Below are 25,646 nucleotides of genomic sequence, written 5' to 3' on the forward strand. Positions count from 1 at the left end.
TAAACGGACTGAGCCCCGGCATCTCCGCACGCCGGCACCCGCCCAACCCAGTAGATTCCATGTCCGAAGGCAGCCTCGACGCACACGACCGTCCCCATGGCATCCACGACGATGCCACGGATGACAGGTACCTGGTCCGCAACCCCCGACAGATCCGGCAGTTGCTGCAGGCGCTGATCGACCAGCGTTCGTTGATCAACGCCCATCTGGGCGGCCGCGATCAATCCTTCCCCACCGCGGTGCTGGAACTGGACGAAGACGACGATTGGCTGCTCCTGGACGGCAGCCCGTCCGAGCCCTCCAACCGCGCCGCCGAAGACGCCGGCCACCTGCTGTGCTTCGCCCAGCTGGACCGGGTGATGGTGCGCTTCCGCCTGGATGGCCTGCAACGCGTGCGCAACGAAGGCCATGTTGCCTTCCGCGTGCCTTTCCCCGACGAGCTGGTGCACCTGCAGCGCCGCGAACTGTACCGGCTGGAAACGCCGATCACCGATTCGCCCCACCTGCAGTTCCCGATCAACGAAGACCGCGGTGAGGTGCTGCAGCTGCGCGTGGTCGACATCAGCGGCGGCGGTCTGGCCGTCACGGTACCGGTGGACTGCAACGTATTCTCCCTGCAGAAACGCTACGCCGCCCAGCTCGATCTCCCCGATGGCAGCCCGCTGCACGTCTCGCTGATCGTCTGCAACCAGTTGGCGGTCAAGCTGCCCAACGGTGTCGAGATGAAGCGCATCGGCATGCGCTTCGACAACCTCCCGCGCGGTGGCGACAGCGCGATCCAGCGCTACATCTTCCGTATCGACCGGCAGCGCAGTGCGAGGAAGAACGGGGAGAGTTGATGGCTGCTTCAACTGCGTGGCTCAGTTGATGCGTGGTTGGGTCAGCGCGCCGCCCCATGGACAGTTGGCTGGGCCCGAGTTGAAGGCAGGGTTGGTGTGGGAGCTAAAGTCGCCCCCGAGCAGGCCGATATCCAGCGTGACCCCCGGTTATTCGACCGCCACGCCCGACCCAGGACCCCTCGATGAACGACAAGAACACCAACGCCGCCAGCGACGGCGGCGAATACCTCAGCTTCACCCTCGGCGCCGAGCACTACGGCGTGGACATCCTCAAAGTCCAGGAAATCCGCGGCTACGACTCCGTCACCCGCGTCCCCGATGCCCCGGATTACATCAAAGGCGTCATCAACCTGCGCGGCACCATCGTCCCCGTCATCGACCTGCGCCTCAAACTGCGCCTGGAAAATGCCACCTACGACGCCTTCACCGTCATGATCGTCCTCAACGTCGAAGACCGCGTCGTCGGCATCGTCGTTGACAGCGTCTCCGACGTCATCCCGTTGGCTGCCGACCAGATCCGCCCGACGCCCGAGTTCGGCGCCGCCGTCGATACCCGCTTCATCTCCGGCATCGGCACCCAGGACGATCGCATGCTGATCCTGCTGGATATCGAAACCCTGCTCGACAGCGCCGACATGGGCCAGGCCCCGGTCATCGACGACGTCGCCGCCTGAGACATCCGTCACAGAAAAACGGCCGTCACGCCGCTGTCGCCACCGGCAACGGCCACCGTCGAAAAAAATGCTTCAGTTCCCCGCTGACCGGCCGATAGCTGGTTTCAGAACCCGGCTGCACTGGATCGCCCATGGCCGGGCCACCTTGCCCATATCCCCGGAGAATTTTCCCGATGAAGTCCCTGCTTGCCCTGTTCTCGGTCGCCGTGATCGCCTCTTCCGCCTCTACTGCATTCGCCCAGTCCGGTGAAATGATTCCGCCGGAAATGGCCCCGCGCTCGGTCGGCAAGGACGGCATGGTCTGCGGCAAGGTCGAGAAGGCCCGCTACGCCGAAGGCTCTGAAGGTCAGCCGACCTTCCTGTACATGGGCGGCGCGTTCCCGCGCCACACCTTCTCGGCCCGCATCGCCGGCGCCAACCGCGACAAGTTCAGCTTCCCGCTGGAATCGTTGGAAGGCAAGACCGTCTGCGTGATCGGCAAGATCGCCCGCGATGCATCGCGCGCTGAAATCGAAGTCAGCTCGCCGGCCGGCCTCAAGCTCGCCAACATCAAGTAATTGCCCGTACGCCCTGCCACGCCGGCCCAGGCCGGCGTGGTCGCTGCAACCGGCCCCGACGGCCGGACGCGTTTGCCACTGGAGACCGCACCTGCCATGCCGTGGATCAACAACCTCAAACTGATGCCCAAGTTGATGCTGACTTTCGGCGTCCTCCTGCTGGTGATGCTGCTGCAGGGCATCGTGGCCTATCGTGGCCTGCACTCACTCAACAACGTCACCACTGAACTGGCTGGCCCCCGGATGGACAGCATCCGCATGGCCGGCGAACTGCGTGGCATGGTCGGCGAGTACCGCAACTCCGCTTACCAGGGCCTCATCCGCGCCAGCGATGACGTCAAGGCCGAAGCCAAGTCCCGCGCGGCGGAGCTTCGCACCCAGATCGACGCCTCGATCAAAAAATACCCCGCGCTGATCGACAATCCCCAGCAGAAGAAGCTGTTTGACACCTTCGCCAAGGATTGGACCGACTCGCTGGCGTCCTACGACGCCGTCACCGAAATGCTCGAGCTGGACCTGCCCGACGATGCCGTGGACACCTTCGTTGGTGAAACCCGCGCCAAGCATCGCAAGGCCTCGGCCGCGCTCGAAGCCCTGATCGCCGAAGACAACCGTCTCTCGCGCGCCTCGCGCGAAGAAGCCGAATCCACCTACGCCGCCTCGGCCATGCTGACCGTCATCACCCTGCTCGGCGGCGCCGCCCTGGGCCTGGTGCTGGTGTATCTGTTTGCCCGTTCGCTGGTGGGCAGCATGCGCGGCGCCGTCTCGGTCGCCAACGATGTCGCCAGCGGCAAGCTGGACGGCCATATCGATGTCAGCCGCAAGGATGAAGTCGGCGATCTGCTGCAGGCCATGCAGCGCATGCAGCGTGATCTGCGGGAGCGTACCGAAACCGACCAGGCCATTGCCCGCGAGAACCTGCGCATCCGTACCGCGCTGGATTACAGCTCCACCGGCGTCTACCTGACCGATGCGCAGCACACCATCGTGTACAGCAACCGCGCCCTGCAGCAGACCCTGAGCCAGTACGAAGCCGACATCCGCAAGGACCTGCCGGACTTCGACGCCGCCGCCTCGCTGATCGGCAAGTCGGCCGCCGCGCTGGAGCACGGCAGCGAAATGGATCCCAAGACCCTGGCCCAGCTGCAGCAGCACGGCGTCAGCCGCCGCCCGATGCAGTTCGGCGAGGCCCAGTTCGCCCAGGTCATCTCCTCGATCGCCAACGAACAGGGTGAGACCGTCGGCCACGTCATCGAATGGCGTGACCGCACCCCGGAAGCCCTGGTGGAAGCCGAAGTGGCCCGCGTGATCGCCCAGGCTGCGGCCGGCGATCTCTCCGGCCGCATCGACAGCGATGGCAAGGAAGGCTTCTTCCTGCAGCTGGCCCAGCAGCTCAACGGCCTGCTGGATGCCAACTCGGCCAGCATCGAACAGGTTTCCAACCTGCTCGCCGCGCTGTCCCAGGGCGACCTGACCGTGCGCATGCACGGCGACTTCCAGGGCGTGTTCGCCCGGATGCGCGACGACGCCAACGCCACCGCCGAGCAGCTCAGCGGCATCGTCACCCGGATCAAGCACTCCAGCCAGCAGATCAACTCGGCCGCCAGCGAGATCGCCACCGGCAACAGCGACCTGTCGCGCCGTACCGAACAGCAGGCCGCCAACCTGGAAGAAACCGCGGCCTCGATGGAGGAACTGACCTCCACCGTGCGCCAGAACGCCGAGCATGCCCGCCAGGCCAACCAGCTCGCCATCGGCGCGCACACCGTCGCCTCGCAGGGGGGGGATGTGGTCGGCCAGGTCGTCACGACCATGAGCGCGATCCAGACCTCGTCCAAGAAGATCGCCGAGATCATCTCGGTCATCGACGGCATCGCCTTCCAGACCAATATCCTCGCGTTGAACGCGGCCGTCGAAGCGGCGCGTGCCGGTGAACAGGGTCGTGGCTTCGCGGTCGTGGCCTCCGAAGTACGCACCCTGGCCCAGCGTTCGGCCGGCGCGGCCAAGGAGATCAAGGGCCTGATCGACGACTCCGTTGGCAAGGTCAATGATGGCTCGGCGCTGGTGCAGAAGGCGGGCGCCACCATGGGCGAGATCGTGGCCTCGGTGCAGCGCGTGACCGACATCATGGCCGAGATCTCCGCCGCCTCGCAGGAGCAGTCCGCCGGCATCGAGCAGGTCAACCAGACCGTGGTGCAGATGGACGAGACCACCCAGCAGAACGCCGCGCTGGTGGAAGAAGCCACCGCCGCCGCCCGTGCCATGGAAGAGCAGGCCGGCCATCTGACCGATGCCGTGTCGATCTTCAAGCTAGATGAGCAGGACATCGCGCCCGCCCCGGCCGTGGTCGCACCGCCGCGTGCCGCCCGCGCGCCGCTGGCGCAGGCGGCAGTGCGTCGCCCGGCCTCGCGCCCGGTGGCCACCGAACTGGCCGACGGCGACTGGCAGGAGTTCTAAGCCGCCCTGCGGCGTGCTGTGAATGACAGGCCCCGGTGCTTCGGCACCGGGGTTTTTTGTTGTCCGGCTGAATGGCCGATGGGCAACGCACTCAATACTCGCCGGATCCGGCCGATAACAGCATTGCCCGACACTTCGTCGCGGCCAGCCAGGATGGTGATCGCCACCGCGTGCTCCTGGCATCGCCACGTGCTTTTGCCCGCTCAGATGCCCTGCCCATGAATCTATTCCGCCGCTGGAACCCGTATTTCTCCAACCTGTCCGTCAGGCGCAAGCTCAACCTGCTGACCGTGCTGATCGCCCTGGGTGTCATCGCCCTGTCGGTGGTCGCTGCGCGCATGCAGTACCTGGATCTGACCGACACCCGCAAGGACAGCCTGAAGACCCAGGTCGAGCTCACCTACGGCATCCTGGAGCACTACCACCGGCTGGCGGACAGCGGTGAACTGACCGACGCTGCGGCCAAGCAGGCCGCGCTGACGGCGCTGGAGAGCATGCGTGCCGACGGCGATACCTACTACTTCAACGTGTACGACACGAACTACCGGATGCTCATGCATCCGTTCCGCAAGGAGCTGATCGGGCAGGACATGAAGGATTACCGCACCGATGACGGGGTGCGCGTGTACTACGACCAGATCGGCATGGCCCGCCTCGGCGGTGGCTTCGTTTCCTACCAGTGGGCCAAGCCGGGCACCGAGAAGGTGGTCGAGAAGGTGGCCTATGCCGGGATGTACGCACCGTGGAACTGGGTGGTCAGCAGCGGCGTCTACATGGACGATGTGCAGCAGCAGGCACTGGTGTTCACCGCGATCATGGCGGCGACCGGCGGCGGCGTGGTGCTGATCGTGCTGGCGCTGAGCTGGCTGATCGGCAACCGCATCACCCTGCCCCTGCGCCAGGCCACCCATGTGGCCGAGAGCATCGCCCGCGGCAAGCTGGACAGCCGCATCGGCGAACAGGCCCATGACGAACCCGGCCGCCTGCTGGAGAGCATGGCGCGCATGCAGGAACAGCTGCACGCGGTGATCAGCGGCCAGCGCGAGATGGCCAGCCGCCACGACGCCGGCAACACCGGCTACCGGATGGATGAAACCGCCTTCCCCGGCGAGTACGGCCTGATGGTGCACGAGACCAACAGCCTGGTCGGCGCGCACGTGCAGACCATGGACGAGGTGCTGGCGGTGGTGCAGCGTTACGCACAGGGCGACCTCAGCGCCGATATCGCGCGCTACCCGGGCGAAAAGGCCGCCATCACCGGCACCGTCGATGCGGTCAAGCAGAACCTGGGCAGCATCAATGGCGAGATCCAGCGCCTGGCTGCGGCCGCCGCCGCCGGCGATTTCAGCCAGCGGGGCGACACCGCCCGCTTCGATCACGATTTCCGCCGGATGATCGGTCACCTCAACGCGATGATGCAGGTCAGCGATGAGAACCTGGGCAAGCTCTCGCAGCTCCTGTCGGCCATTGCCGAGGGCGATCTGACCGCGCGCATGCACGGCGATTTCCAGGGCGTCTTCGCCACCATGCGCGACGATGCCAACGCCACCGTCGCGCAGCTGACCCAGATCGTCGGCCAGATCCAGGAGGCCGCCAGCAGCATCAACCTGGCCGCCGGTGAAATCGCCACCGGCAACAGCGACCTCTCGCGCCGCACCGAGCAGCAGGCCGCCAACCTGGAAGAGACCGCCGCCTCGATGGAGGAACTCACCTCCACGGTGCGCCAGAATGCCGAACATGCCCGCCAGGCCAACCAGCTGGCGATCGGCGCACACACGGTGGCCTCCCAGGGCGGCAATGTCGTCGGCGAAGTGGTGACCACCATGGCCGCGATCCAGACCTCCTCGAAGAAGATCGCCGAGATCATCTCGGTCATCGACGGCATCGCCTTCCAGACCAATATCCTGGCGCTGAACGCCGCGGTGGAAGCCGCCCGTGCCGGCGAGCAGGGCCGCGGCTTTGCGGTGGTCGCCTCCGAAGTGCGCACGCTGGCCCAGCGTTCAGCCGGCGCGGCCAAGGAGATCAAGGGCCTGATCGACGACTCCGTCGGCAAGGTCGCCGAGGGCTCCCAGCTGGTCAACCAGGCCGGTGCCACCATGGGCGAGATCGTGGCCTCGGTGCAGCGCGTGACCGACATCATGGCCGAGATCTCGGCGGCCTCGCAGGAGCAGTCCGCCGGCATCGACCAGGTCAACCAGACCGTGGTGCAGATGGACGAGACCACCCAGCAGAACGCCGCCCTGGTGGAAGAAGCCACGGCCGCCGCCCGTGCGATGGAAGAACAGGCCACCCAGCTGGCCGATGCGGTGGCGATCTTCCGCCTCGACAACCAGGTCGCCCAGGCGGTCAGTGCCGTGACCGCCCGTGCGGTTGCCGAGCTGGCCCCGATGCGCCGCCCCAGCCGCCCGGCACCGCCGGCATCCCCTGCCCCGCGTGCCACCGCCCCGGTGCGCACCCCGCGCAGCACGTCGGCCGATGACGGCAACTGGCAAGTGTTCTGAGTTCCCGCGGCGATCCCACGATCGCCGCGCCCCCTTCCCCTGCGAGTCCGCCCGTGTCCACGCCCCCAGCCAACGCCGCTTCACCGAACGCTCGCGAATTCGAGTTCGCCGACCGTGACTTCCGCCGCGTCTGCGAGCTGATCTACCAGCGCGTCGGCATCTCGCTGGCCCCGGCCAAGCGCGACATGGTCTATGGACGGCTGTCGCGGCGGCTGCGTGCGCTCGGCATGCGCAGCTTCAGCGACTACCTGGACCAGCTCGAAGCCCACGGCGGTGACGAATGGCAGGCGTTCACCAACGCCCTGACCACCAACCTCACCGCGTTCTTCCGCGAACCTCACCACTTCGAGAAGCTCGCCGAGGAACTGCGCCTTCGCGCCGGCCATGGCACGCTGCAGCTGTGGTCGTGCGCGGCCTCGACCGGCGAAGAACCCTACTCGATGGCGATCACGGCCTGCGAGACCTTCGGCACGCTCAAACCGCCGGTGCGCATCCTGGCGACCGACGTGGACACCCAGGTGCTGGCCACCGCCAGCCGCGGCGTGTACGCGATCGACCGGGTCGCCGGACTGGATCCGGCGATCCGCAAGCGCTACTTCCAGCGCGGTACCGGCCCCAACGAAGGGCATTGCCGGGTCAATCCAGCCCTGCGTGACCTCATCGACTACCGTCCGCTCAACCTGCTCGCCAGCCGTTACGACGTCGGTGGCCCGTTCGATGCCCTGTTCTGCCGCAACGTGATGATCTATTTCGACAAACCGACCCAGCGCGGGATCCTCTCGCGTCTCATCCAGCACATGGGCGATGACGGCCTGCTCTATACCGGCCACTCGGAGAACTACCTGCACGCCGCCGACCTGATCCAACCCTGCGGCCGCACGCTGTACAAGCGCGCGCCGGGAGCACCGGTATGAGTCTGCCGATCCGTAACGACGAGGTGATGCGCTATTTCGACAGCCGCTTCCAGGTGACCGCCGCCAAGCTGCTGCCGACCCAGTACCTCGCCGTGGATGACAACACCGCACTGACCACCACGCTGGGCTCCTGCGTGGCCGCCTGCCTGCGCGATCCGGTGCTCAAGATCGGTGGCATGAACCATTTCCTGCTGCCCGAAGGCAACGTCGGTGATGGCGCGCCCGCGCGCTACGGCAGCTACGCGATGGAACTGCTGATCAACGATCTGCTCAAGCGCGGCGCGCACCGCAAGCGGCTGGAGGCCAAGGTGTTCGGCGGGGCCAACGTGCTCAAGGGCTTCACCAGCAACCCGGTTGGCACCCGCAACGCCGAGTTCGTGCGCCAGTACCTGCAGGCCGAGCACATTCCGATCATCGCCGAGGACCTGTGCGGCATCCATCCACGCAAGGTGTGGTTCTTCGCCGATACCGGCCGCGTGGTGGTGCAGCGCCTGCCGCACGCCCATGAAGCTGAAGTGGCCGCGACCGAATCGGCCGTGCGCGCCCGCCTGTCCAAGGCCCCGGTCACCGGTGGCGTGGAGCTGTTCGAATGACCCACGGCGTGCCCTGCAAAGTCCTGATCGTCGACGACTCGGCGGTCGTCCGCCAGATGCTGAGCGAGATCCTCGCCAGCGATCCCGGCATCGAGGTCGTCGGCACCGCTGCCGATCCCCTGCTGGCGCGCGAGAAGATCAAGCGCCTGGCGCCGGACGTGATCACGCTGGACGTGGAAATGCCACGGATGGATGGCCTGGCCTTCCTGGAAAACCTGATGCGCCTGCATCCGCTGCCGGTGGTGATGATCTCCTCGCTCACCGAGCGCGGTGCCGACACCACCCTGCAGGCGCTGGCGCTGGGCGCGGTGGACTTTGTCTCCAAGCCGAAGCTGGATGTCGCCCGTGGCCTGCAGGGCTACGCCGACGAGATCATCGCCAAGGTCAAGATGGCCGCGCGCTCGCGCGTGCGCCCGCTGTCCCGGCCCAATCCCCCGCGGATCACCCTGGGTGCCGTGGCGCCGGTGGCGACACCGCGCTCCATCCAGTTCCGCACCACCGACCGCCTGATCGCCATCGGCGCCTCCGCCGGGGGCACCGAAGCCCTGCGCGTGGTGCTCGAAGGCCTGCCGGCCGATGCCCCGGCCGTGGTGATGACCCAGCACCTGCCGGCGCAGTTCAGCACCCCGTTCGCCGAGCGCCTGGACCGCCATTCGGCAATGTCGGTGCGCGAAGCCACCGACGGCGAAGCGGTCCTGCCCGGCCATGCCTACCTGCCGCCCGGTGGCAAGCACCTGCGCGTGATCCGGGACGGTGCGCGCTGGCGGTGCCGGATCGACGACGGTCCGCCGATCAACCGGCACAAGCCGGCGGTGGACGTGCTGTTCCGCTCGGTGGCCGAAAGCGCGGGCGCCAATGCCATCGGCGCGATCCTGACCGGTATGGGCGACGATGGTGCGCGCGGCTTGCTGGATCTTCGCAACGCCGGTGCCCCGACCCTGGTGCAGGATGAAGCCACCAGCGTGGTCTGGGGCATGCCGGGCAGCGCGGTGAGGATCGGCGCGGCCGAGGAAATGGTGCCGCTGGAGCGGATTGCGGAGCGGTTGATGGCGTTGGCCCGCAGCTAGCGGCGGCGGGCCGGTCGACACCTACGCCCAGTACAGCCGCATCGGGTTGTCCACCAGCAGCCTGCGCTGCAGATCCGCGGTCACTGCGATACGCGGAATGACGTCCACCAGCGTACCGTCGTCGGGCATATGCGAGGTCAGATTGGGGTGCGGCCAGTCCGTCCCCCACAAGACCCGGTCCGGGAATCTCTCCACCAGGTGGCGCGCGAACGGCACCACGTCGTCGTAATGCGGCGGCCCACTGCGCGAGAGGCGCTCCGGGCAGCTGACCTTGCTCCACACATTGGCGTGCTCATCCATCAGCCGCACGAACTGCTGGAACGCCGGACCTTCCACGGGCTGGGTCACGTCCGGTCGGCCCATGTGGTCCACCACCACGGTGGTCGGCAGTGAGGTGAAAAAGTCCCAGCGCTCGGCCAGATCGGCCGCCTCGAAGTAGACCACCACGTGCCAGCCCAGCGGCGCAATGCGCTCGATGATCGCGCGGTAGTACGCATCCGGCTTGGGATCGACCAGCCGCTTCACGAAATTGAAGCGGACCCCGCGCACGCCCGCCGCGTGCAGCTCACGCAGTTCAGCATCGGTCACGCTGTCACGCACGGTCGCCACGCCACGGGCGCGGCCGCCCGCACTGCGCAGGGCATCGACCAGGGCACTGTTGTCGGCGCCATGGCAGGTGGCCTGGACGATCACGCTGCGCTCGAATCCCAGCAGGTCACGCAGCGCGAACAGCTGTTCCTTGCCGGCGTCGCATGGGGTGTACTTGCGCTCGGGTGCGTAGGGGAAGCGGTCGCCCGGCCCGAAGACATGGCAATGCGCGTCCACGGCGCCCATGGGCGGCACGAAGCGCGGCACGCTCGGTGTGGGGCAGAAATCCAGCCAATCGGCGTCTTTCACGAAATCACTCATCACAGGCCCCTCGCCTTCAGCTGCGCATCCAGACGCGGATAGACCCGCCGCGCGTTGCCTTCGCACACCTTGCGGCGATCGCTCTCGGACAGGCCCAGCGCGTTCACATACCGCAGCGTGTCGTCGAAGAACTGCCCCGTTTCCGGATCGATGCCGCGGACCGCGCCGACCATTTCCGAACCGAACAGGATGTTGTCGATGTCGATGACCTTGAAAAGAAGATCAATGCCCGGTTGATGATAGACGCAGGTATCGAAGAACACGTTCTTCATGACGTGCTCGTTCAGCGGCGGCTTGCCCAGCATGTCGGCCAGGCCACGGAAACGCCCCCAGTGATAGGGAACCGCACCGCCGCCGTGCGGAATGATGAAACGCAACGCAGGGAAGTCACGGAACAGGTCGCCCTGCAGGAACTGCATGAACGCGGTGGTATCGGCGTTGAGGTAGTGCGCGCCGGTGGCATGGAAGTTGGCGTTGCAGCTGCCCGAGACATGCACCATCGCCGGAACGTCCAGTTCCACCATCTTCTCGAAGAACGGATACCAGGCCTTGTCGGTGAGCGGCAGGCCGGTCCAGTGGCCGCCGGACGGGTCCGGGTTGAGGTTGCAGCCCACGAAGCCGAGCTCGTTGACGCAGCGCTCCAGCTCGGCGATCGAATGGGCGATCGGCACGCCCGGCGACTGCGGCAGCTGGCACACGCCGATGAAGGTCTCCGGATACAGCGCCACCACGCGGGCGATCAGGTCGTTGCAGCGGCGTGTCCATTCCGCGCTGACCCGTTCGTCGCCGATGTGATGGGCCATGGTGCTGGCACGCGGGGAGAATATGGTCATGTCGGCACCACGCTCGCGCAGCAGGCGCAACTGGTTGGCCTCCACGCTCTCGCGCAACTCCGCATCGCTGATCTCCGGGTAGACCGGCGCCGGCAGCGAGGGGTCGTGGTAATGCGCGATCTGCTGTTTGCGGAAGGCGTCGTGGCTGGCGGGGGCGGTCGTGTAATGACCGTGGCAATCGATGATCATGCAGGGGCCTCGTGGGGGATCAATCACCAGCCGAACAGCTGGGCGAAGTGGATGTCCATGCGCAGCCCGACAATCAGCGCATCGGGAATGTCGGTGGTACGGGTAGGCGCGTAGAGGGGATCGGGGTTGATGACGTACTGCAGGTTGGGCATCAGGCGGATGCCCTTGTGCACGGCCCAGCCATAGCTGAGCTCGGCGATGATCTCGTCCGCATGCGGCGCACCGTTGCCGCCATTGCGGGTACGCCGGTCGCGCAGGAAGTCGATCTGTTCGTCACTGAAGTGGGTGTTGGAGACAAACATCGCCAACGTGTCCTGCTCGCGGCCGGCGAAGGTGCCGGTCTTGACGAAGCCGGCCGAGACGAAGGTGTCGACCGGCGCTTCGTTGCCCGTGTTCACGTACGCGCGCGCAAACAGCGCGAGGTTGCGCTTGCCTGTACCCCGCCAGACCGTCTGATCGGCCATGGCATACCCGCCCGACCGCGCACCGTCCTGCACCGCGGTCGGCCTGCCGGTCAGCGCTGCGGAGGTGCCGTTGGCATCGTAGTAGGAGCTCTTGCCACCATCGCTGTTGCGGTACATGCCCAGCCGGAAGGTCCGCGGCAGACGGTCATTGGCGAAGCTGGTCTGGTAGCCGACTTCATACGCGGTGATGGTCCCGGTACCCTCGCCCACCGAGAAGTCCAGGCCGTTCTTGCCGGCCTTGTTCAAGGCGTTGTTGTAGTCGAAGGCACCGGCCTGCGCATACCAGCGGTCATTCACGTCGTAGCGCACGATCCCGGCCCAGGACGCGTTCGGGTAGGCAGTGATGCCCAGATCGGTGATCGCCCCATACGGGGTCAGGCACATCGCGTTGCTCATGAACACGCAGTTGAGCGCGGAGCTGTTGAAGTAGCTGTTCACCGGGGCACGCCCGGCAATGATGCTCAGGCCGTTGTCGAAGCGGTGGCGCAGGGTCAGCCGGGTCAGGCGCCCGCCGGCCACCGGCCGCCAGGTCTGCTGGGCACTGATCGAATTGCCGATTTTCTCGCGCGCCAGGTTGCGGCCGGCGAACCAGGCCCACTGCGCATCGACGTCGGTGTTGTGGATACCCCACAGCGTGTCCAGATCAAACTTGGACTGGGCCATCACCCAGTACGAGCCTTCGGTGCCCTGCTCGACACCACCGACCGGATTGGAGGCGACGTTGCCGACCAGGTCCAACGTGAGATCGACGCCATCGGGCAGACTGCCCTTGGGTGAAGCGGACGCGGCGAACGCCGGCGCCGCCAGGCTGGTAGCCACCAGCAGGCAAAGGGTATTGCGGGGAAAACGGGACACAAGCGCCTCCTGTGCGCGGCCGCAGCCGCGCAACGGATGGATGTCGGGAGGCCGCGGCAGCGCCGCGGCGGCAGGATCAGACGGTGGCGGCAGTCAGCACGCGGCGTCTCAGCCGCCGAGTGCCGATCTGCTCGGCCAGCACCTTCTCGTCGAGCTTGCCTTCCCACTTGGCGATGACCAGCACCGCGATCGCATTGCCGATCAGGTTCACGAAGGTCAGGCCCTCTGCCAGGATCCGGTGGATGCCCAGGATCAACGCGATGCTCGCCACCGGAATCGTGCCGGTGGTACCCAGCGTCGCCGCCAGCACCACGAATGCCGCGCCGGCCACACCGGCCGCTCCCTTGGAGGTCAGCAGCAGCACCGCGATCAGGCCCAGCTGGTGCCAGACGGTCAGCTCGGTGTTGGTCGCCTGGGCCAGGAACAGCGCGACGGTGGTCAGGTACAGGCAGGTGCCGTCGAGGTTGAACGAGTAGCCGGCCGGGATCACGAAACCCACCACACCTTCTTCGCAGCCCAGCTTCTTCATTTTTTCGATCAGGCGCGGCAGGACGGTTTCGGTGGAGGTGGTCGCCGCGACGATGACGATCTCATCGCGCAGGTAGCCCAGCAGCCGCCACAAGCTGGCACCGGTCCACCAGCACACGCTGCCCAGCACCAGCACGGTGAACAGCCCGCAGACCACGAAGAACTCGATGATCAGCTCGCCCAGCGACAGCAGCGAGCCCGCACCGAACTGGCCAACGGTGAAGGCGATTGCACCGAAGGCGCCGATCGGGGCGAAGTACATGATGTAGCCGATGATCTTGAACAGCGCGCCCGAGGTGGACTCGATCACCTTCATCACCGGCGCCCCACGCTCGCCGATCGAGGCCAGCGCCACACCGAACAGCACCGCCACGAAGAGCACCTGCAGCACGTGCGCTTCGGTGAAGGCGCTCACCAGCGTGTTGGGGATGATCGCCATGATGTAGGACACGATCGACTGGTCATGCGCGCTGTGCACGTAGCCCTGGATGCTGGCCATGTCGATAGTGGCCGGGTCGATGTTCATCCCCGCGCCCGGCTTCCAGACATCCACCACCACCAGGCCCACGATCAGCGCCAGGATCGTGATGACTTCGAAGTAGATCAGCGATTTCAGGGCCAGGCGGCCCACGCTGCGCATGTCGCGCATGCCGGCGATGCCATGCACCACCGTGACGAAGATGATCGGACCGATCATCATCCGGATCAGCTTGATGAACGCGTCGCCGAAGGGCTTCATCGCCGAGCCGATGTCCGGCTGCAGCCACCCCAACAGCACGCCGATCACGGTACCTGCCAGCACCTGGAACCAGAGCTGGCCCACAATGCCGAAGCGGCTCGGCCGCTTCTCTACAACGGTCATATCAACCCTCCCAGGTCACAAGAATAAGGACGTCGTGCGTATTCAGTCGAACAGCACGCCGTCGAAGAGCTTTCGCGCGGTGCGCAGTACCGCGGCGCGGGTCACCTGCCCGGCCGCGTCCAGATCCAGCACGGCAGCGGTGCTTCCACTGGGGTGCTCGATCTCCAGCGTCTGATGCGGGCCGCCGGGCAGCGCCGCGAGGGCATGCGCGGGGGAATCTGGCAGCAGACAGGCCGTGGCGACCGTCACTGCCCCAAGCACCCCGATGGAGGCGTGGCAGCGATGCGGAATGAACGAACGGACGCTGATCGCCCCGCCTGCGCGAGGCGCCGCCACCAGCATCATCTTGGGGACGGACTGGGCACTGACATCACCCAACCGCATCAGCGGGCCGGCCTGCAGGCGGATCGCCTCCAACGTGGCCTTGAGCGCCTCATCAGCGTCCAGCGTGGCGCGGTCCTCATGGCCGGTGATGCCCACATCGGAGGCGCGCAGCACGACGCACGGCATGCCGTTGTCGATCAGGGTGGTCTCCACCCCGTCGATGACATCGACAGCATGGCCGGTCGGCAGCAGCGCGCCACAGCTGGAGCCGGCGATGTCGGCGAACGCCAATGGAACCGGGGCGGCGCTGCCGGGCACGCCGTCGATGCGTGCCTGGCCGTCATACGCCACCGTGCCCTGCGGCGTCTGCACGGTCGCCGAGGCGAGCGTGCCGGTGTTGCACATGAAGATGCGTACGTCGGTCTGCTCGCCCGTGGCTGCAACCAATCCACGCTCGATGGCGAACGGGCCGACGGCGGCCAGCATGTTGCCGCAGTTCTGCGCATCGCTGACCACGGCCTGGTCCACGAACACCTGCAGGAACAGATAGTCCACGTCGGCATCCGCATGGCGGGAGGGCGCCACGACCGCGACCTTGGAGGTCAGCGGATCAGCGCCGCCCATGCCATCGATCTGGCGCGGATCGGGCGAGCCGAACGCACGTAGCAGGAAGGCATCGCGCGTGGCCGGCTCGGCCGGCAGCTCCGAAGCGAGAAAGAACCCGCCCTTGGAGGTGCCGCCGCGCATCCACATCGCGCGCACGGCCTTACTCATAGCGCAGGCCCTTGGCCGCCAGGCGCTCGCGCATCTGGTAGATGTCCAGGCCCAGCTCGCCCTTGGCCAACCGTTCGCGCTTGTCCGCTTCACGGGCCTCGCGGGCCTGTGCCTCGCGGGCCACATGCGCCGCATCCGCACGCGGCACGATGCAGACCCCGTCGTCGTCGGCGATCACCACATCGCCCGGCCGGACCAGTGCCCCGCCACAGACCACCGGCACATTGACCGACCCCAGCGTTTCCTTGACCGTGCCCTGCGCGTGGATCGCGCGGCTCCAGACCGGGAAGCCCATCGCGGTGAGGTCACGCACGTCGCGTACGCCGGCATCGATCACCAGCCCGCGGCAGCCACGCACCTGGGCCGAGGTCGCCAGCAGATCGCCGAAGTAGCCGTCGGTGCAGTCGCTGGTCGGCGCCACCACCAGCACGTCGCCCTCGCGGAGCTGCTCGATGGCCACGTGCATCATCCAGTTGTCGCCCGGCGGCACCGACACGGTGATCGCGCTACCGGCGATGCGCCCACCGCCATAGATCGGGCGCAGCCGCGGATGCAGCAGACCGCTGCGGCCCTGCGCTTCATGCGCGGTGGCAACACCGGCCTGCGCAAGCACCTGGATCACCGCCGCATCGGCGCGTTCGATAGAAGAGACTACCCGGGACATCCATCCATCCTTCGTTGACGATGGCGCAGTCTGTCCTTGCGCCGCCCAACCCCTCAAGATCGTTTTTCGAAACAGCCATTGGGTTTGGTTATAGTTGATCCATGAGCACACCTCTGGACCTGAACCTTAAGCATCTGCATGCCCTCGCCGCGGTCTACCACCACGGCGGCATCAGCGCGGCCGCACCGCACGTGAATCTGTCCCAGCCGGCGTTGACGCAGGCCATCGCGCGGCTGGAGAAACAGTTGGACGCGCCGCTGTTCGATCGCCAGCCCGGCGGCATGTCGCCGACCGAGGCGGCCGGGCTGCTGGTGCCGCGGATCGAACGCGCGCTTGCCTACATCGCGCACGGTGTCCGCGGGGCCCGCCGGGCCCAGCGCCTGCCGGCGATGCCCGCTGTGGAGCGGCGGGTCACCTTGGGCCAGCTGCGCGCCTTGGCCGCAGTGGATACCGCCGGCAGCTTCACGCTCGCGGCGAGCCGCGCGGGCGTGTCCCAACCGGCCATCTATCGCGCGGTGCACGAGCTCGCCGAGGTGATTGAGACACCGTTGATGGTGCGCCGCGGGAAAACCGTGCAGCCGACTCCCGCGGCCACACGCATGCTCCGTCTGGTCCGCCTGGCGCTGTCCGAGCTGAGCGCCGGCGTCGATGAACTTGCCTCACTACGCTCGCAACAGGGCGGCCGGGTCGCGCTCGGCGTCATGCCGTTGGCCCGGGCCATCCTGTTGCCCCAGGTGCTTGCCCGCTTTGCGCGCGCGCATCCGGGGGCGACGATGAACGTGATCGAAGGCCCCTACGCCGAGCTGCTCGGTGACCTGCGCGAAGGCAGCCTGGACCTGTTGATCGGCGCGATGCGCGACAAGCTGCCGGTACGCGACATCGCGCAGGAAGGACTGTTCGACGACGACCCGGTCATTGTCGCGCGCAGCGGACATCCACTGGCTGCCACCCAAGGGATCCACTTTCCACAGCTGCTCGACTACCCCTGGGTGATCGCCGCGACGGGGGCCCCGGTCCGGGCGCGCTGGGAGCGGATGTTCCGCCAGCATGGCCACGAACCCCCGCGGCTGCGCATCGAGTGTGGTTCGGTGTTGATCACCCGCGGCCTGCTGCTCGAAGACGACTGGCTCACGCTGATGTCGCGCGATCAGTTCGTGTTCGAACGTCGGGCCGGCCTGCTCTGCGAGATCGGCCGGGCCGGCGATGACCTGCGCCGCCGTATCGGCCTGACCACCCGCGCTGACTGGCACCCTACCCGGCTGCAGCAGGCGTTCGTGGAGACGTTCCGGCAGGTCTGTACCGAACGCAACGATGCAGGCGACGAGGCCTGGCCGTTCCGGTTTCCGACACCCTGAGCGTCGCGCATGAAAAAACCCCCGGCGTTCACCGGGGGTTCTTGTGTTCATCCATCGACCCACGGTCGATGGCTACCGAGGCCGGGCAGCGCCCGGCACCGGATCAGGCAGCCACCGTACCGGCGACTTCCTGATAATCCTCGATCTGGTCGAAGTTCATGTAGCGGTAGATGTCCTTGCTGCTGGCATCCAGCACGCCGATGTCGGCCATGTACTCTTCCTTGGTCGGGATGCGACCCAGACGCGAGCAGATCGCGGCCAGTTCGGCCGACCCCAGGTACACGTTGGAGTTGCGGCCCAGACGGTTCGGGAAGTTGCGGGTCGAGGTCGAGAACACCGTCGCACCCTCACGCACCTGTGCCTGGTTGCCCATGCACAGCGAGCAGCCCGGCATTTCCATGCGTGCGCCGGCGGTGCCGAAGGTGCCGTAATGGCCTTCCTTGGTCAGCTCCGAGGCATCCATCTTGGTCGGCGGGGCCACCCACAGCTTGGTCGGGATGTCGCGCTTGCCTTCCAGCAGCTTGGCCGCCGCACGGAAGTGACCGATGTTGGTCATGCACGAACCGATGAAGACTTCATCGATGGCCGCGCCGGCCACGTCCGACAGCGTCTTGACGTCATCCGGATCGTTCGGGCAGGCCACGATCGGCTCGTGGATGTCGGCCAGGTCGATCTCGATGACGGCGGCGTACTCGGCGTCGGCATCCGGGGCCAGCAGCTCCGGGTTGGCCAGCCAGGCCTCCATCTTCTCGATGCGCCGCGCCAGCGAACGGGCGTCCTGGTAACCCTCGGCGATCATCCACTTCAGCAGCGTGATGTTGCTGGTGAGGTACTCGATGATCGGCTCCTTGTTCAGGTGCACCGAGCAACCGGCGGCCGAACGTTCGGCCGAGGCATCGGACAGTTCGAACGCCTGTTCGACCTTCAGCTCCGGCAGACCTTCGATTTCCAGGATGCGACCGGAGAAGATGTTCTTCTTGCCGGCCTTGGCCACGGTCAGCAGACCGGACTTGATCGCGTACAGCGGGATCGCGTTGACCAGGTCACGCAGGGTCACGCCCGGCTGCATCGTGCCCTTGAAGCGCACCAGCACCGATTCGGGCATGTCCAGCGGCATCACGCCGGTGGCCGCCGCAAAGGCGACCAGGCCCGAGCCGGCCGGGAACGAAATGCCCACCGGGAAACGGGTGTGCGAGTCGCCGCCGGTGCCGACGGTGTCGGGCAGCAGCATGCGGTTGAGCCAGCTGTGGATCACGCCGTCGCCCGGGCGCAGCGAGATGCCGCCACGGGTGGAGATGAACTCCGGCAGGGTGTGGTGGGTCTTGACGTCCACCGGCTTCGGGTACGCGGCGGTGTGGCAGAACGACTGCATCACCAGGTCGGCCGAGAAGCCCAGGCAGGCCAGGTCCTTCAGTTCGTCACGGGTCATCGGACCGGTGGTGTCCTGCGAGCCCACCGAGGTCATCTTCGGTTCGCAGTAGGTGCCCGGGCGCATGCCCTGGCCTTCCGGCAGACCGCAGGCGCGGCCGACCATCTTCTGCGCCAGCGAGAAGCCCTTGCCGGTATCCGGCGGGTCCATCGGCAGGCGGAACAGATCGGTCGGGGCCAGGCCCAGCGCTTCACGCGCCTTGGCGGTCAGGCCGCGGCCGATGATCAGCGGAATGCGGCCACCGGCGCGCACTTCGTCGAACAGCACATCGGACTTGACCTTGAACTCGGCAATGACGGCGCCGTCCTTCAGGGCCTTGCCGTCGTACGGACGCAGCTCGATCACATCGCCCATGTTCATCTGCGACACGTCGAGTTCGATCGGCAGCGCACCGGCGTCTTCCATGGTGTTGTAGAAGATCGGGGCGATCTTCGAACCCAGGCACACGCCGCCGAAGCGCTTGTTCGGGATGAACGGAATATCTTCACCGGTGAACCACAGCACCGAGTTGGTGGCCGACTTGCGGCTGGAACCGGTACCGACCACGTCGCCCACGTAGGCGACCAGGTGACCCTTGTCCTTCAGCGATTCGATGAACGTGACCGGGCCGCGCTTGCCGTCTTCTTCCGGCTCGATGCCATCACGCTTGTTCTTCAGCATCGCCAGGGCGTGCAGCGGGATGTCCGGGCGGGTGGTGGCATCCGGGGCCGGCGACAGGTCATCGGTGTTGGTTTCGCCGGTCACCTTGAGCACGGTGATGGTCAGGCTTTCGGGCACCTGCGGACGGCTGGTGAACCACTCCGCATCGGCCCAGCTCTGCAGCACGCCCTGGGCGTTGGCATTGCCGGCCTTGGCCTTTTCCTGCACGTCGTGGAAGGCATCGAACACCAGCAGGGTGTTTTTCAGCGCATCGGCGGCGATCGCACCGACGGCAGCGTCGTCCAGCAGCTGGACCAGCGGGGCGACGTTGTAACCGCCGAGCATGCTGCCCAGCAGTTCGGTGGCGCGCTCGCGCGTGATCAGCGGATTGACTTCGCTGCCCAGGGCGATCGCGGCCAGGTACGAGGCCTTGACCTTGGCAGCGTCATCGACGCCGGCCGGCACGCGGTGGGTCAGCAGGTCAAGCAGGAACTCGGCTTCGCCGGCGGGCGGGTTCTTCAGCAGTTCGATGACGTCGGCCGTCTGCTGGGCGCTCAGCGGCAGCGGCGGGATGCCAAGCGCGGCGCGCTCGGCTACGTGGTGGCGGTAGGCTTCCAACATGACAACTCCCGGGTGATTCTTTTGAAAGAATGCGGTTTAAAGAATGGGCTCAGGCTTGCGGCACGATCAGCTTCAGGCCCTTGAAGTAGTCGCGGTAAAACGTGTCGTTCCAGGTGATCAGGCCATCGCACTGCAGCAGTGCATGGGCCCCCACCATGAAGTCGTCCAGGCTGCGCCGGCCTTGGCCACGCTGCCGGTGGCGGCGCTGCATCTCGCCGGCGCGCAGGGCCGATTTGGCCTCCAGCGCGTTGAAATGGACACCCATTTCCTCCAGCGCTTCGAGCACTTCGGCGCCGCCGCGCAGCGAGGCGCACAGCTCGGCCAAGGTCGCGCCGCAGACCACCACGCGCCCGCCGACCAGGCTCTGGCGCAGGCAGGCCTCGACGGCATCGGCCTGCGGGCCGTTGCTGAGCAGTTCGATCAGCACCGGCGAATCGACGGCGATCATCGCGGGCTCAGTCTTCGTCACGGACAGCCTTCACGGCGGCCTCGGACGACTCGAAGCCATCCAGTGCGAATTTGCCGCGGGCGCGGGAGATCGCATCGTCCACGCTCTTGCGCAGGATGATGCGGCCGCCTTCCAGCTCCACGGTCAACTGGGTGCCCTTGGTCAGCCCCAGGGCGTCACGCACGGCCTTGGGCAGCGTGATCTGTCCGCGTTCAGCAACAGTAGCTTCCATGGGGTACGCCTCGAAAAGTATGTATAAATTGTACGTACTTTGACGTTCAGGGGCAAATCCAGGCGGCGCCCGCCTTTCGGGCGTCCCGGGCCCGGCAAGAAGGCTAGACTGAACGAGCAGCAACCGCTGCCGCCTGGACCCGGACGCTTGCCGCCCTCCTGGCGACCCGCACCCCCATCGATAGACAAGGACATCCCACGATGCGCGCCACCACCCTCGCTTTTGCCCTGCTGATTGCCGCCCCGCTGGCCCTGGCTGCCCCATCGGCGCATGCCAACCCGTTTGGCGCCTACACCACCGGCACCGAGATCACCCAGCAGCAACTGGATGCCGCCGAAGTGGGCAAAACCACCCAGGATGATGTGCGTGGCGCCTTCGGCGCCCCCAGCCGCCGCGAACAGCTCGGCGACACGCAGGTCTGGTACTACGACTTCGTCAAGATCAAGTCGTTCGGCAAGAACATCCAGGAAGCCACCGTGTTCGAGTTCGGCAAGACCGGCGTGTTGTCCGCCAAGTCCAAGACCAATGCGGTGGGCAAGACCGGCAACCCCCTGATCGACGCCGCCAACGGCAAGTAAGCGGCCGCGGCCGAGCTACTTCCAGACGGGGCGCCCATGGCGCCCCGTCTGCATTCGGGATGCAGGCGATGACATCGGCACTACACATGCCTGTGTAACCTTGCGTCCTGAGCCCAAGGGCTGGCACGCCCCGGCCGCTGTCGCATACTGCGAGGGATCGGCGGGCGCAGCGAGCCCGACGGCAGCCGCAAGCAGGCGCGCGTTCCGGCGCAGCCGTTGCAAGCCATCAGCAAAGGAGTCATCTGCAATGAGCGATTCGTTCTCCACCCGCAGCCAGCTGGACGTCGGCGGCACCACCTACGACTACTTCAGCCTGCCCAAGCTCGGACAGACGTTCGACATCTCCCACCTGCCCTATTCGATGAAGATCCTGCTGGAGAATCTGCTCCGGCACGAGGATGGTGGCGTCACCGTCGGCAAGGACCACATCCAGGCCGTGGCCCAGTGGGACCCCAAGGCCGAGCCCGACATCGAGATCGCCTTCATGCCCGCGCGCGTGGTGCTGCAGGATTTCACCGGCGTGCCCTGCGTCGTCGACCTGGCCGCGATGCGCGATGCGGTGGTCAAGCTCGGCGGTCGACCGGAGCAGATCAATCCGCAGATTCCGTCCGAGCTGGTGATCGATCACTCGGTGCAGGTCGATGTGTTCGGCACGCCCGACGCGCTGGATCTCAACGGCAAGATCGAATTCCAGCGCAATCAGGAACGCTATGGCTTCCTGCGCTGGGGCCAGAAGGCCTTCGATGATTTCAAGGTGGTGCCGCCCAACACCGGCATCGTCCACCAGGTGAACCTGGAAAACCTGGCCCGCGTCGTCATGACCGCGGACAAGGATGGCAAGGCGGTGGCGTACCCGGACACCGTGTTCGGGACCGACAGCCACACCACCATGATCAATGGCATCGGCGTGCTCGGCTGGGGCGTGGGCGGTATCGAAGCCGAGGCCGCGATGCTCGGCCAGCCGTCCTCGATGCTGATCCCGCAGGTAGTCGGCTTCAAGCTGACCGGCCGCATGCCCGAAGGCGCCACCGCCACCGATCTGGTGCTGACCGTCACCCAGATGCTGCGCAAGCACGGCGTGGTCGGCAAGTTCGTGGAGTTCTTCGGTGAGGGCCTGCAGCACCTGCCGCTGGCCGACCGTGCCACGATCGGCAACATGGCACCGGAATATGGCGCCACCTGCGGCATCTTCCCGATCGACGAAGAATCATTGACCTACCTGCGCCTGTCCGGCCGCAGCGAAGCACAGATCGATCTCGTCGAAGCCTATGCCAAGGCCCAGGGCCTGTGGCACGACGCCAACACCGCGCACGCCAGCTACAGCGCCACGCTGGAACTGGACATGGGCGAGGTCAAGCCGTCGCTGGCCGGCCCCAAGCGCCCGCAGGACCGCGTGCTGCTGGAAGACGTCAAGCAGAACTACCGCGAGAACCTGGTCGGCCTGACCACCAACCGCGACAAGCGCAACGATGACGTCTCCAAGTTCGTCAACGAAGGCGGCGGTGCGGCGGTCGGCAACGAACAGCTGGCCAAGGGCTACAGCGATGTCGAGCTGGAGGGTCACAGATTCCGCCTGAAGGATGGCGCGGTGGTGATCGCCGCGATCACCTCGTGCACCAACACCTCCAACCCGGCGGTGATGATCGGTGCCGGCCTGCTCGCCCGCAACGCGGCCGCCAAGGGGCTGGACCGCAAGCCGTGGGTGAAGACCTCGCTCGGCCCGGGCTCGCGCGTGGTCACCGATTACCTGGAAAAAGCCGGTGTGCTTACCGAGCTGGAAAAGATCGGGTTCTACGTGGTCGGCTATGGCTGCACCACCTGCATCGGCAACTCCGGCCCGCTGCCGACCGAAGTCAGTGCGGGCATCGCCGCCGGTGACCTGGTGGTGGCCTCGGTGTTGTCGGGCAACCGCAACTTCGAAGGTCGCGTGCACCCGGAAGTCAAAATGAACTATCTGGCCAGCCCGCCGCTGGTCGTCGCCTACGCCATCGCCGGCACCACCGATATCGACCTGACCACCGAGCCGCTGGGCACGGGCAGCGATGGCCAGCCGGTGTACCTGCGCGATATCTGGCCGAGCAACAAGGAAATCGGCGACGTGATCGCCGCGACCATCGGGCCGGAGATGTTCAAGAAGAACTATGCCGACGTGTTCAAGGGCGACACCCGCTGGAACACCATCCAGTCGCCCGATGGCGATCTGTACGAGTGGGATGGCAACTCGACCTACATCAAGAACCCGCCCTACTTCGACGGCATGACGATGGACGTCGGCCACATCGAGGATGTGCATGGCGCGCGTGTGATGGGCCTGTTCGGCGACTCGATCACCACCGATCACATCTCCCCGGCCGGCAACATCAAGAAGGATTCCCCGGCGGGCCGCTTCCTGCAGGAGCGTGGCGTGCAGCCGGCTGACTTCAACAGCTACGGCAGTCGCCGCGGCAACGATGACGTCATGGTGCGCGGCACCTTCGCCAACATCCGGATCAAGAACCTGATGTTCGGCGGCGAAGAAGGCGGCAACACGCTGTACTTCCCGAAGGACGGCGGCGAGCCGCAGAAGCTGGCGATCTACGACGCGGCCGTCAAGTACAAGGCCGAGGGCGTCCCGCTGGTGGTGTTCGCCGGCAAGGAATACGGCACCGGCTCCTCCCGCGACTGGGCAGCCAAGGGCACCAACCTGCTGGGCGTCAAGGCGGTGATCGCCGAGAGTTTCGAGCGCATCCACCGCTCCAACCTGGTTGGCATGGGCGTGCTGCCGCTGCAGTTCAAGAACGGCGAGAACGCACAGAGCCTGGGCCTGGATGGCTCGGAAGTCGTCGACATCACCGGCCTGGAGGATGGCGCCAGCAAATCGGCCACCCTCACCGCGACCCGGGCCGATGGCACGAAGAAGACCTTCGAGGTCCATGTGATGCTGCTGACCCCGAAGGAAGTGGAGTACTTCAAGCACGGCGGCCTGCTGCAGTACGTGCTGCGCCAGCTGGCGGGGAAGAAGTAAGCGTCAGCCACTTGGCGAAGTACGCCGTCTCCATCCAGGGGATGACGTGACAGCAAGGGGGCACAACGCCCCCTTGCTGCTTTCCGGATCCTCGCGAATCTGCGTCTTGGGCGTGCCCCGGACAGGCGTCCCAACGCCCCATCTTATTTTTCATAAATTTCATAAATCACATATTTATCCCATTTCGTACGCAATGAGCTAGGCTGGAGGCATCCGTCAGGGAGCCACCGGCATGCGGCACGCGCTCAAGTTCGACCCGATCACCGAGCTGACCCGCACCACCGCCTCGACGGTGAAGGAGCACTGGCGAAAGGTCATGCAGGACGTCCGCGAACAACAGGCCGTGCTGGTGACCAATCACAACGAGCCCCAGGCCGTCATCCTCTCCGCCGAGCAATACCAGGCCATGCAGGCCGAAGTGGTATCGCTGCAGCGTGATCTGGCCTCCCTGCGCGAGCAGACCCCGGCCCTCCAGCACCTGCGGCAGCGCTTCGATGATCGCCTTGCCGTGCTGGACAGTGCTGCGGCGGGCACCAACGCGCGCGCGCTGCTGCGCAAGCCGGCAGGGCTCAAGGGCAAGGTAGTCGCAGGCAGCGGGTACTGATGGCGGCGCGCCCCTTCCTGTTCGTCCTGGCAGGGGTCAACGGCGCAGGCAAGAGTTCCATCGGGGGGCACCTGCTCCGCGAGGCCGGGCTGGACTGGTTCGATCCGGACGACTGGGCCCGGCAGCTGTGCCGCGGACTGGGCATGAGCCAGCGCGAGGCCAATGGTCAGGCGTGGCAGGAAGGCTTCTCCCGATTGCAGGCCGCGATCGCCGAACGTCGCAACCACGCCTTCGAAACCACCCTGGGCGGACAATCCATCGCCGCGACCCTGGCCGAGGCATGCGCCACGCATGACGTTCTGGTCTGGTACTGCGGCCTGGCCTCTCCCGAGCAGCACATCGCACGGGTGCGCGCATGCGTTGCGGCCGGTGGACACCCCATCAGCGATGCGGACATCCACCGCCGCTATCCGTTGGCGCTGCAGAACCTGATCACCCTGTTGCCAGCACTGGCACAGCTGCAGGTGTACGACAACAGTGCAGAGGCCGGTCCTGGCCAGCCCGTTGCCGACCCGCAGCCTGTGCTGCAGATGGACGGTGGCCGTTTGACCTGGCCCGCCGCCGATGACGCCGCTCAATTGCGGCAGGCACCCGACTGGGCCGTGCCGGTGCTGGAAGCTGCACTGCAGTGTCACGACGCCTGCGCTGGCGAGCCGCCGCGATGAGCGAGCATAGGCGGATGAGCGAACACATGCGGCTGCAAACGTCATCCATCGTCGGCGCGACCCTGCC

23 protein-coding genes are annotated in these 25,646 nt (G+C 66.4%); 13 read left to right on the forward strand and 10 right to left on the reverse strand.

Going from position 1 to position 25,646, the window contains the following annotated elements; translation table 11 throughout:
* Positions 1-59: 59 nt before the first annotated feature.
* The 4 genes from ABE571_RS01475 to ABE571_RS01490 all read left to right on the forward strand — a co-directional run bounded on the left by ABE571_RS01475 (position 60) and on the right by ABE571_RS01490 (position 4,527).
* On the forward strand, positions 60-839 hold the full coding sequence (locus ABE571_RS01475) for a flagellar regulator YcgR PilZN domain-containing protein (RefSeq protein ID WP_346481186.1): 780 nt from the start codon (positions 60-62) through the stop codon (positions 837-839).
* 182 nt (positions 840-1,021) lie between these two features.
* Positions 1,022-1,513 carry a chemotaxis protein CheW gene (locus ABE571_RS01480; protein WP_121036718.1) on the forward strand — a complete coding sequence of 164 codons (492 nt, stop codon included), beginning with the start codon at positions 1,022-1,024 and terminating at the stop codon, positions 1,511-1,513.
* 173 nt (positions 1,514-1,686) lie between these two features.
* A complete protein-coding gene (locus ABE571_RS01485) occupies positions 1,687-2,070 on the forward strand; it encodes a hypothetical protein (RefSeq protein ID WP_088435034.1) in 384 nt (127 codons plus the stop codon).
* Between the two features lie 96 nt (positions 2,071-2,166).
* Positions 2,167-4,527 (forward strand): methyl-accepting chemotaxis protein, encoded by a 2,361-nt coding sequence (locus ABE571_RS01490; RefSeq protein ID WP_313211888.1) that lies wholly within the window; start codon positions 2,167-2,169, stop codon positions 4,525-4,527.
* Here ABE571_RS01490 and ABE571_RS01495 read toward each other — a convergent pair.
* Positions 4,524-4,694 (reverse strand): hypothetical protein, encoded by a 171-nt coding sequence (locus tag ABE571_RS01495; protein WP_313211890.1) that lies wholly within the window; start codon positions 4,692-4,694, stop codon positions 4,524-4,526. The two genes, ABE571_RS01490 and ABE571_RS01495, sit on opposite strands and share 4 nt — an antisense overlap.
* A 51-nt stretch (positions 4,695-4,745) precedes the next feature.
* Here ABE571_RS01495 and ABE571_RS01500 point away from each other — a divergent pair, with 51 nt between their 5' ends.
* The 4 genes from ABE571_RS01500 to ABE571_RS01515 are packed head-to-tail and all read left to right on the forward strand — an operon-like array spanning position 4,746 to position 9,602.
* Complete coding sequence (locus ABE571_RS01500) at positions 4,746-7,028, forward strand: methyl-accepting chemotaxis protein (protein WP_346493052.1); 2,283 nt, start codon at positions 4,746-4,748, stop codon at positions 7,026-7,028.
* Between the two features lie 53 nt (positions 7,029-7,081).
* Positions 7,082-7,942, forward strand: a complete 861-nt coding sequence (locus ABE571_RS01505) for a CheR family methyltransferase (RefSeq protein ID WP_313212465.1) — start codon at positions 7,082-7,084, stop codon at positions 7,940-7,942.
* Positions 7,939-8,535, forward strand: a complete 597-nt coding sequence (cheD, locus tag ABE571_RS01510; RefSeq protein WP_121036713.1) for a chemoreceptor glutamine deamidase CheD — start codon at positions 7,939-7,941, stop codon at positions 8,533-8,535. Before ABE571_RS01505 ends, cheD begins: the two co-directional genes overlap by 4 nt.
* On the forward strand, positions 8,532-9,602 hold the full coding sequence (locus ABE571_RS01515; protein WP_346462221.1) for a chemotaxis response regulator protein-glutamate methylesterase: 1,071 nt from the start codon (positions 8,532-8,534) through the stop codon (positions 9,600-9,602). The genes cheD and ABE571_RS01515 overlap by 4 nt, the downstream gene beginning before the upstream one ends.
* A 21-nt stretch (positions 9,603-9,623) precedes the next feature.
* Here the strand turns inward: ABE571_RS01515 and ABE571_RS01520 are convergent, their stop codons facing one another.
* From ABE571_RS01520 to ABE571_RS01545, 6 genes are all read right to left on the reverse strand, one after another.
* Positions 9,624-10,499: an amidohydrolase family protein gene (locus ABE571_RS01520; RefSeq protein ID WP_346462219.1), complete on the reverse strand. Its 876-nt coding sequence runs from the start codon at positions 10,497-10,499 to the stop codon at positions 9,624-9,626.
* Positions 10,500-10,510: 11 nt separating this feature from the next.
* The gene (locus tag ABE571_RS01525) at positions 10,511-11,533 is read right to left on the reverse strand and encodes an amidohydrolase family protein (RefSeq protein ID WP_313212469.1); all 1,023 of its coding nucleotides are present in this window, start codon (positions 11,531-11,533) and stop codon (positions 10,511-10,513) included.
* A gap of 23 nt (positions 11,534-11,556) precedes the next feature.
* Positions 11,557-12,852, reverse strand: a complete 1,296-nt coding sequence (locus tag ABE571_RS01530; RefSeq protein WP_346493053.1) for a carbohydrate porin — start codon at positions 12,850-12,852, stop codon at positions 11,557-11,559.
* Positions 12,853-12,928: 76 nt separating this feature from the next.
* On the reverse strand, positions 12,929-14,242 hold the full coding sequence (gene dctA, locus ABE571_RS01535; protein ID WP_313218241.1) for a C4-dicarboxylate transporter DctA: 1,314 nt from the start codon (positions 14,240-14,242) through the stop codon (positions 12,929-12,931).
* A 42-nt stretch (positions 14,243-14,284) separates the two neighbouring features.
* Positions 14,285-15,340 (reverse strand): 4-oxalomesaconate tautomerase, encoded by a 1,056-nt coding sequence (locus tag ABE571_RS01540; RefSeq protein WP_313212472.1) that lies wholly within the window; start codon positions 15,338-15,340, stop codon positions 14,285-14,287.
* The gene (locus ABE571_RS01545; RefSeq protein WP_313212473.1) at positions 15,333-16,004 is read right to left on the reverse strand and encodes a 4-carboxy-4-hydroxy-2-oxoadipate aldolase/oxaloacetate decarboxylase; all 672 of its coding nucleotides are present in this window, start codon (positions 16,002-16,004) and stop codon (positions 15,333-15,335) included. Before ABE571_RS01545 ends, ABE571_RS01540 begins: the two co-directional genes overlap by 8 nt.
* A 101-nt stretch (positions 16,005-16,105) precedes the next feature.
* Between ABE571_RS01545 and ABE571_RS01550 the strand changes: the two genes are divergently transcribed.
* Positions 16,106-17,359 carry a LysR family transcriptional regulator gene (locus ABE571_RS01550; RefSeq protein ID WP_346493054.1) on the forward strand — a complete coding sequence of 418 codons (1,254 nt, stop codon included), beginning with the start codon at positions 16,106-16,108 and terminating at the stop codon, positions 17,357-17,359.
* Between the two features lie 103 nt (positions 17,360-17,462).
* Here the strand turns inward: ABE571_RS01550 and acnB are convergent, their stop codons facing one another.
* Genes acnB through ABE571_RS01565 form a run of 3 tightly spaced genes read right to left on the reverse strand, consistent with a single transcriptional unit; the run spans position 17,463 to position 20,728 of the window.
* Entirely contained in the window at positions 17,463-20,048 is a 2,586-nt protein-coding gene (acnB, locus tag ABE571_RS01555) for a bifunctional aconitate hydratase 2/2-methylisocitrate dehydratase (RefSeq protein ID WP_346493055.1), read from the reverse strand.
* A 49-nt stretch (positions 20,049-20,097) separates the two neighbouring features.
* Positions 20,098-20,496: a type II toxin-antitoxin system VapC family toxin gene (locus ABE571_RS01560; RefSeq protein ID WP_313212487.1), complete on the reverse strand. Its 399-nt coding sequence runs from the start codon at positions 20,494-20,496 to the stop codon at positions 20,098-20,100.
* A 7-nt stretch (positions 20,497-20,503) separates the two neighbouring features.
* Positions 20,504-20,728 (reverse strand): AbrB/MazE/SpoVT family DNA-binding domain-containing protein, encoded by a 225-nt coding sequence (locus ABE571_RS01565; RefSeq protein ID WP_123729167.1) that lies wholly within the window; start codon positions 20,726-20,728, stop codon positions 20,504-20,506.
* Between the two features lie 200 nt (positions 20,729-20,928).
* On the opposite strand from ABE571_RS01565, the gene bamE reads away from it, so the two are divergent.
* From bamE to ABE571_RS01585, 4 genes are all read left to right on the forward strand, one after another.
* The gene (bamE, locus tag ABE571_RS01570; protein ID WP_346462216.1) at positions 20,929-21,306 is read left to right on the forward strand and encodes an outer membrane protein assembly factor BamE; all 378 of its coding nucleotides are present in this window, start codon (positions 20,929-20,931) and stop codon (positions 21,304-21,306) included.
* 247 nt (positions 21,307-21,553) lie between these two features.
* The gene (acnA, locus tag ABE571_RS01575; protein WP_346462214.1) at positions 21,554-24,310 is read left to right on the forward strand and encodes an aconitate hydratase AcnA; all 2,757 of its coding nucleotides are present in this window, start codon (positions 21,554-21,556) and stop codon (positions 24,308-24,310) included.
* 232 nt (positions 24,311-24,542) lie between these two features.
* Positions 24,543-24,914 (forward strand): type II toxin-antitoxin system prevent-host-death family antitoxin, encoded by a 372-nt coding sequence (locus tag ABE571_RS01580; RefSeq protein WP_313218235.1) that lies wholly within the window; start codon positions 24,543-24,545, stop codon positions 24,912-24,914.
* The gene (locus tag ABE571_RS01585; RefSeq protein ID WP_346462211.1) at positions 24,914-25,579 is read left to right on the forward strand and encodes a hypothetical protein; all 666 of its coding nucleotides are present in this window, start codon (positions 24,914-24,916) and stop codon (positions 25,577-25,579) included. Before ABE571_RS01580 ends, ABE571_RS01585 begins: the two co-directional genes overlap by 1 nt.
* Positions 25,580-25,646: the final 67 nt, after the last annotated feature.

This window comes from Stenotrophomonas sp. TWI273 (genome assembly GCF_039674765.1).
GTDB lineage: Bacteria > Pseudomonadota > Gammaproteobacteria > Xanthomonadales > Xanthomonadaceae > Stenotrophomonas.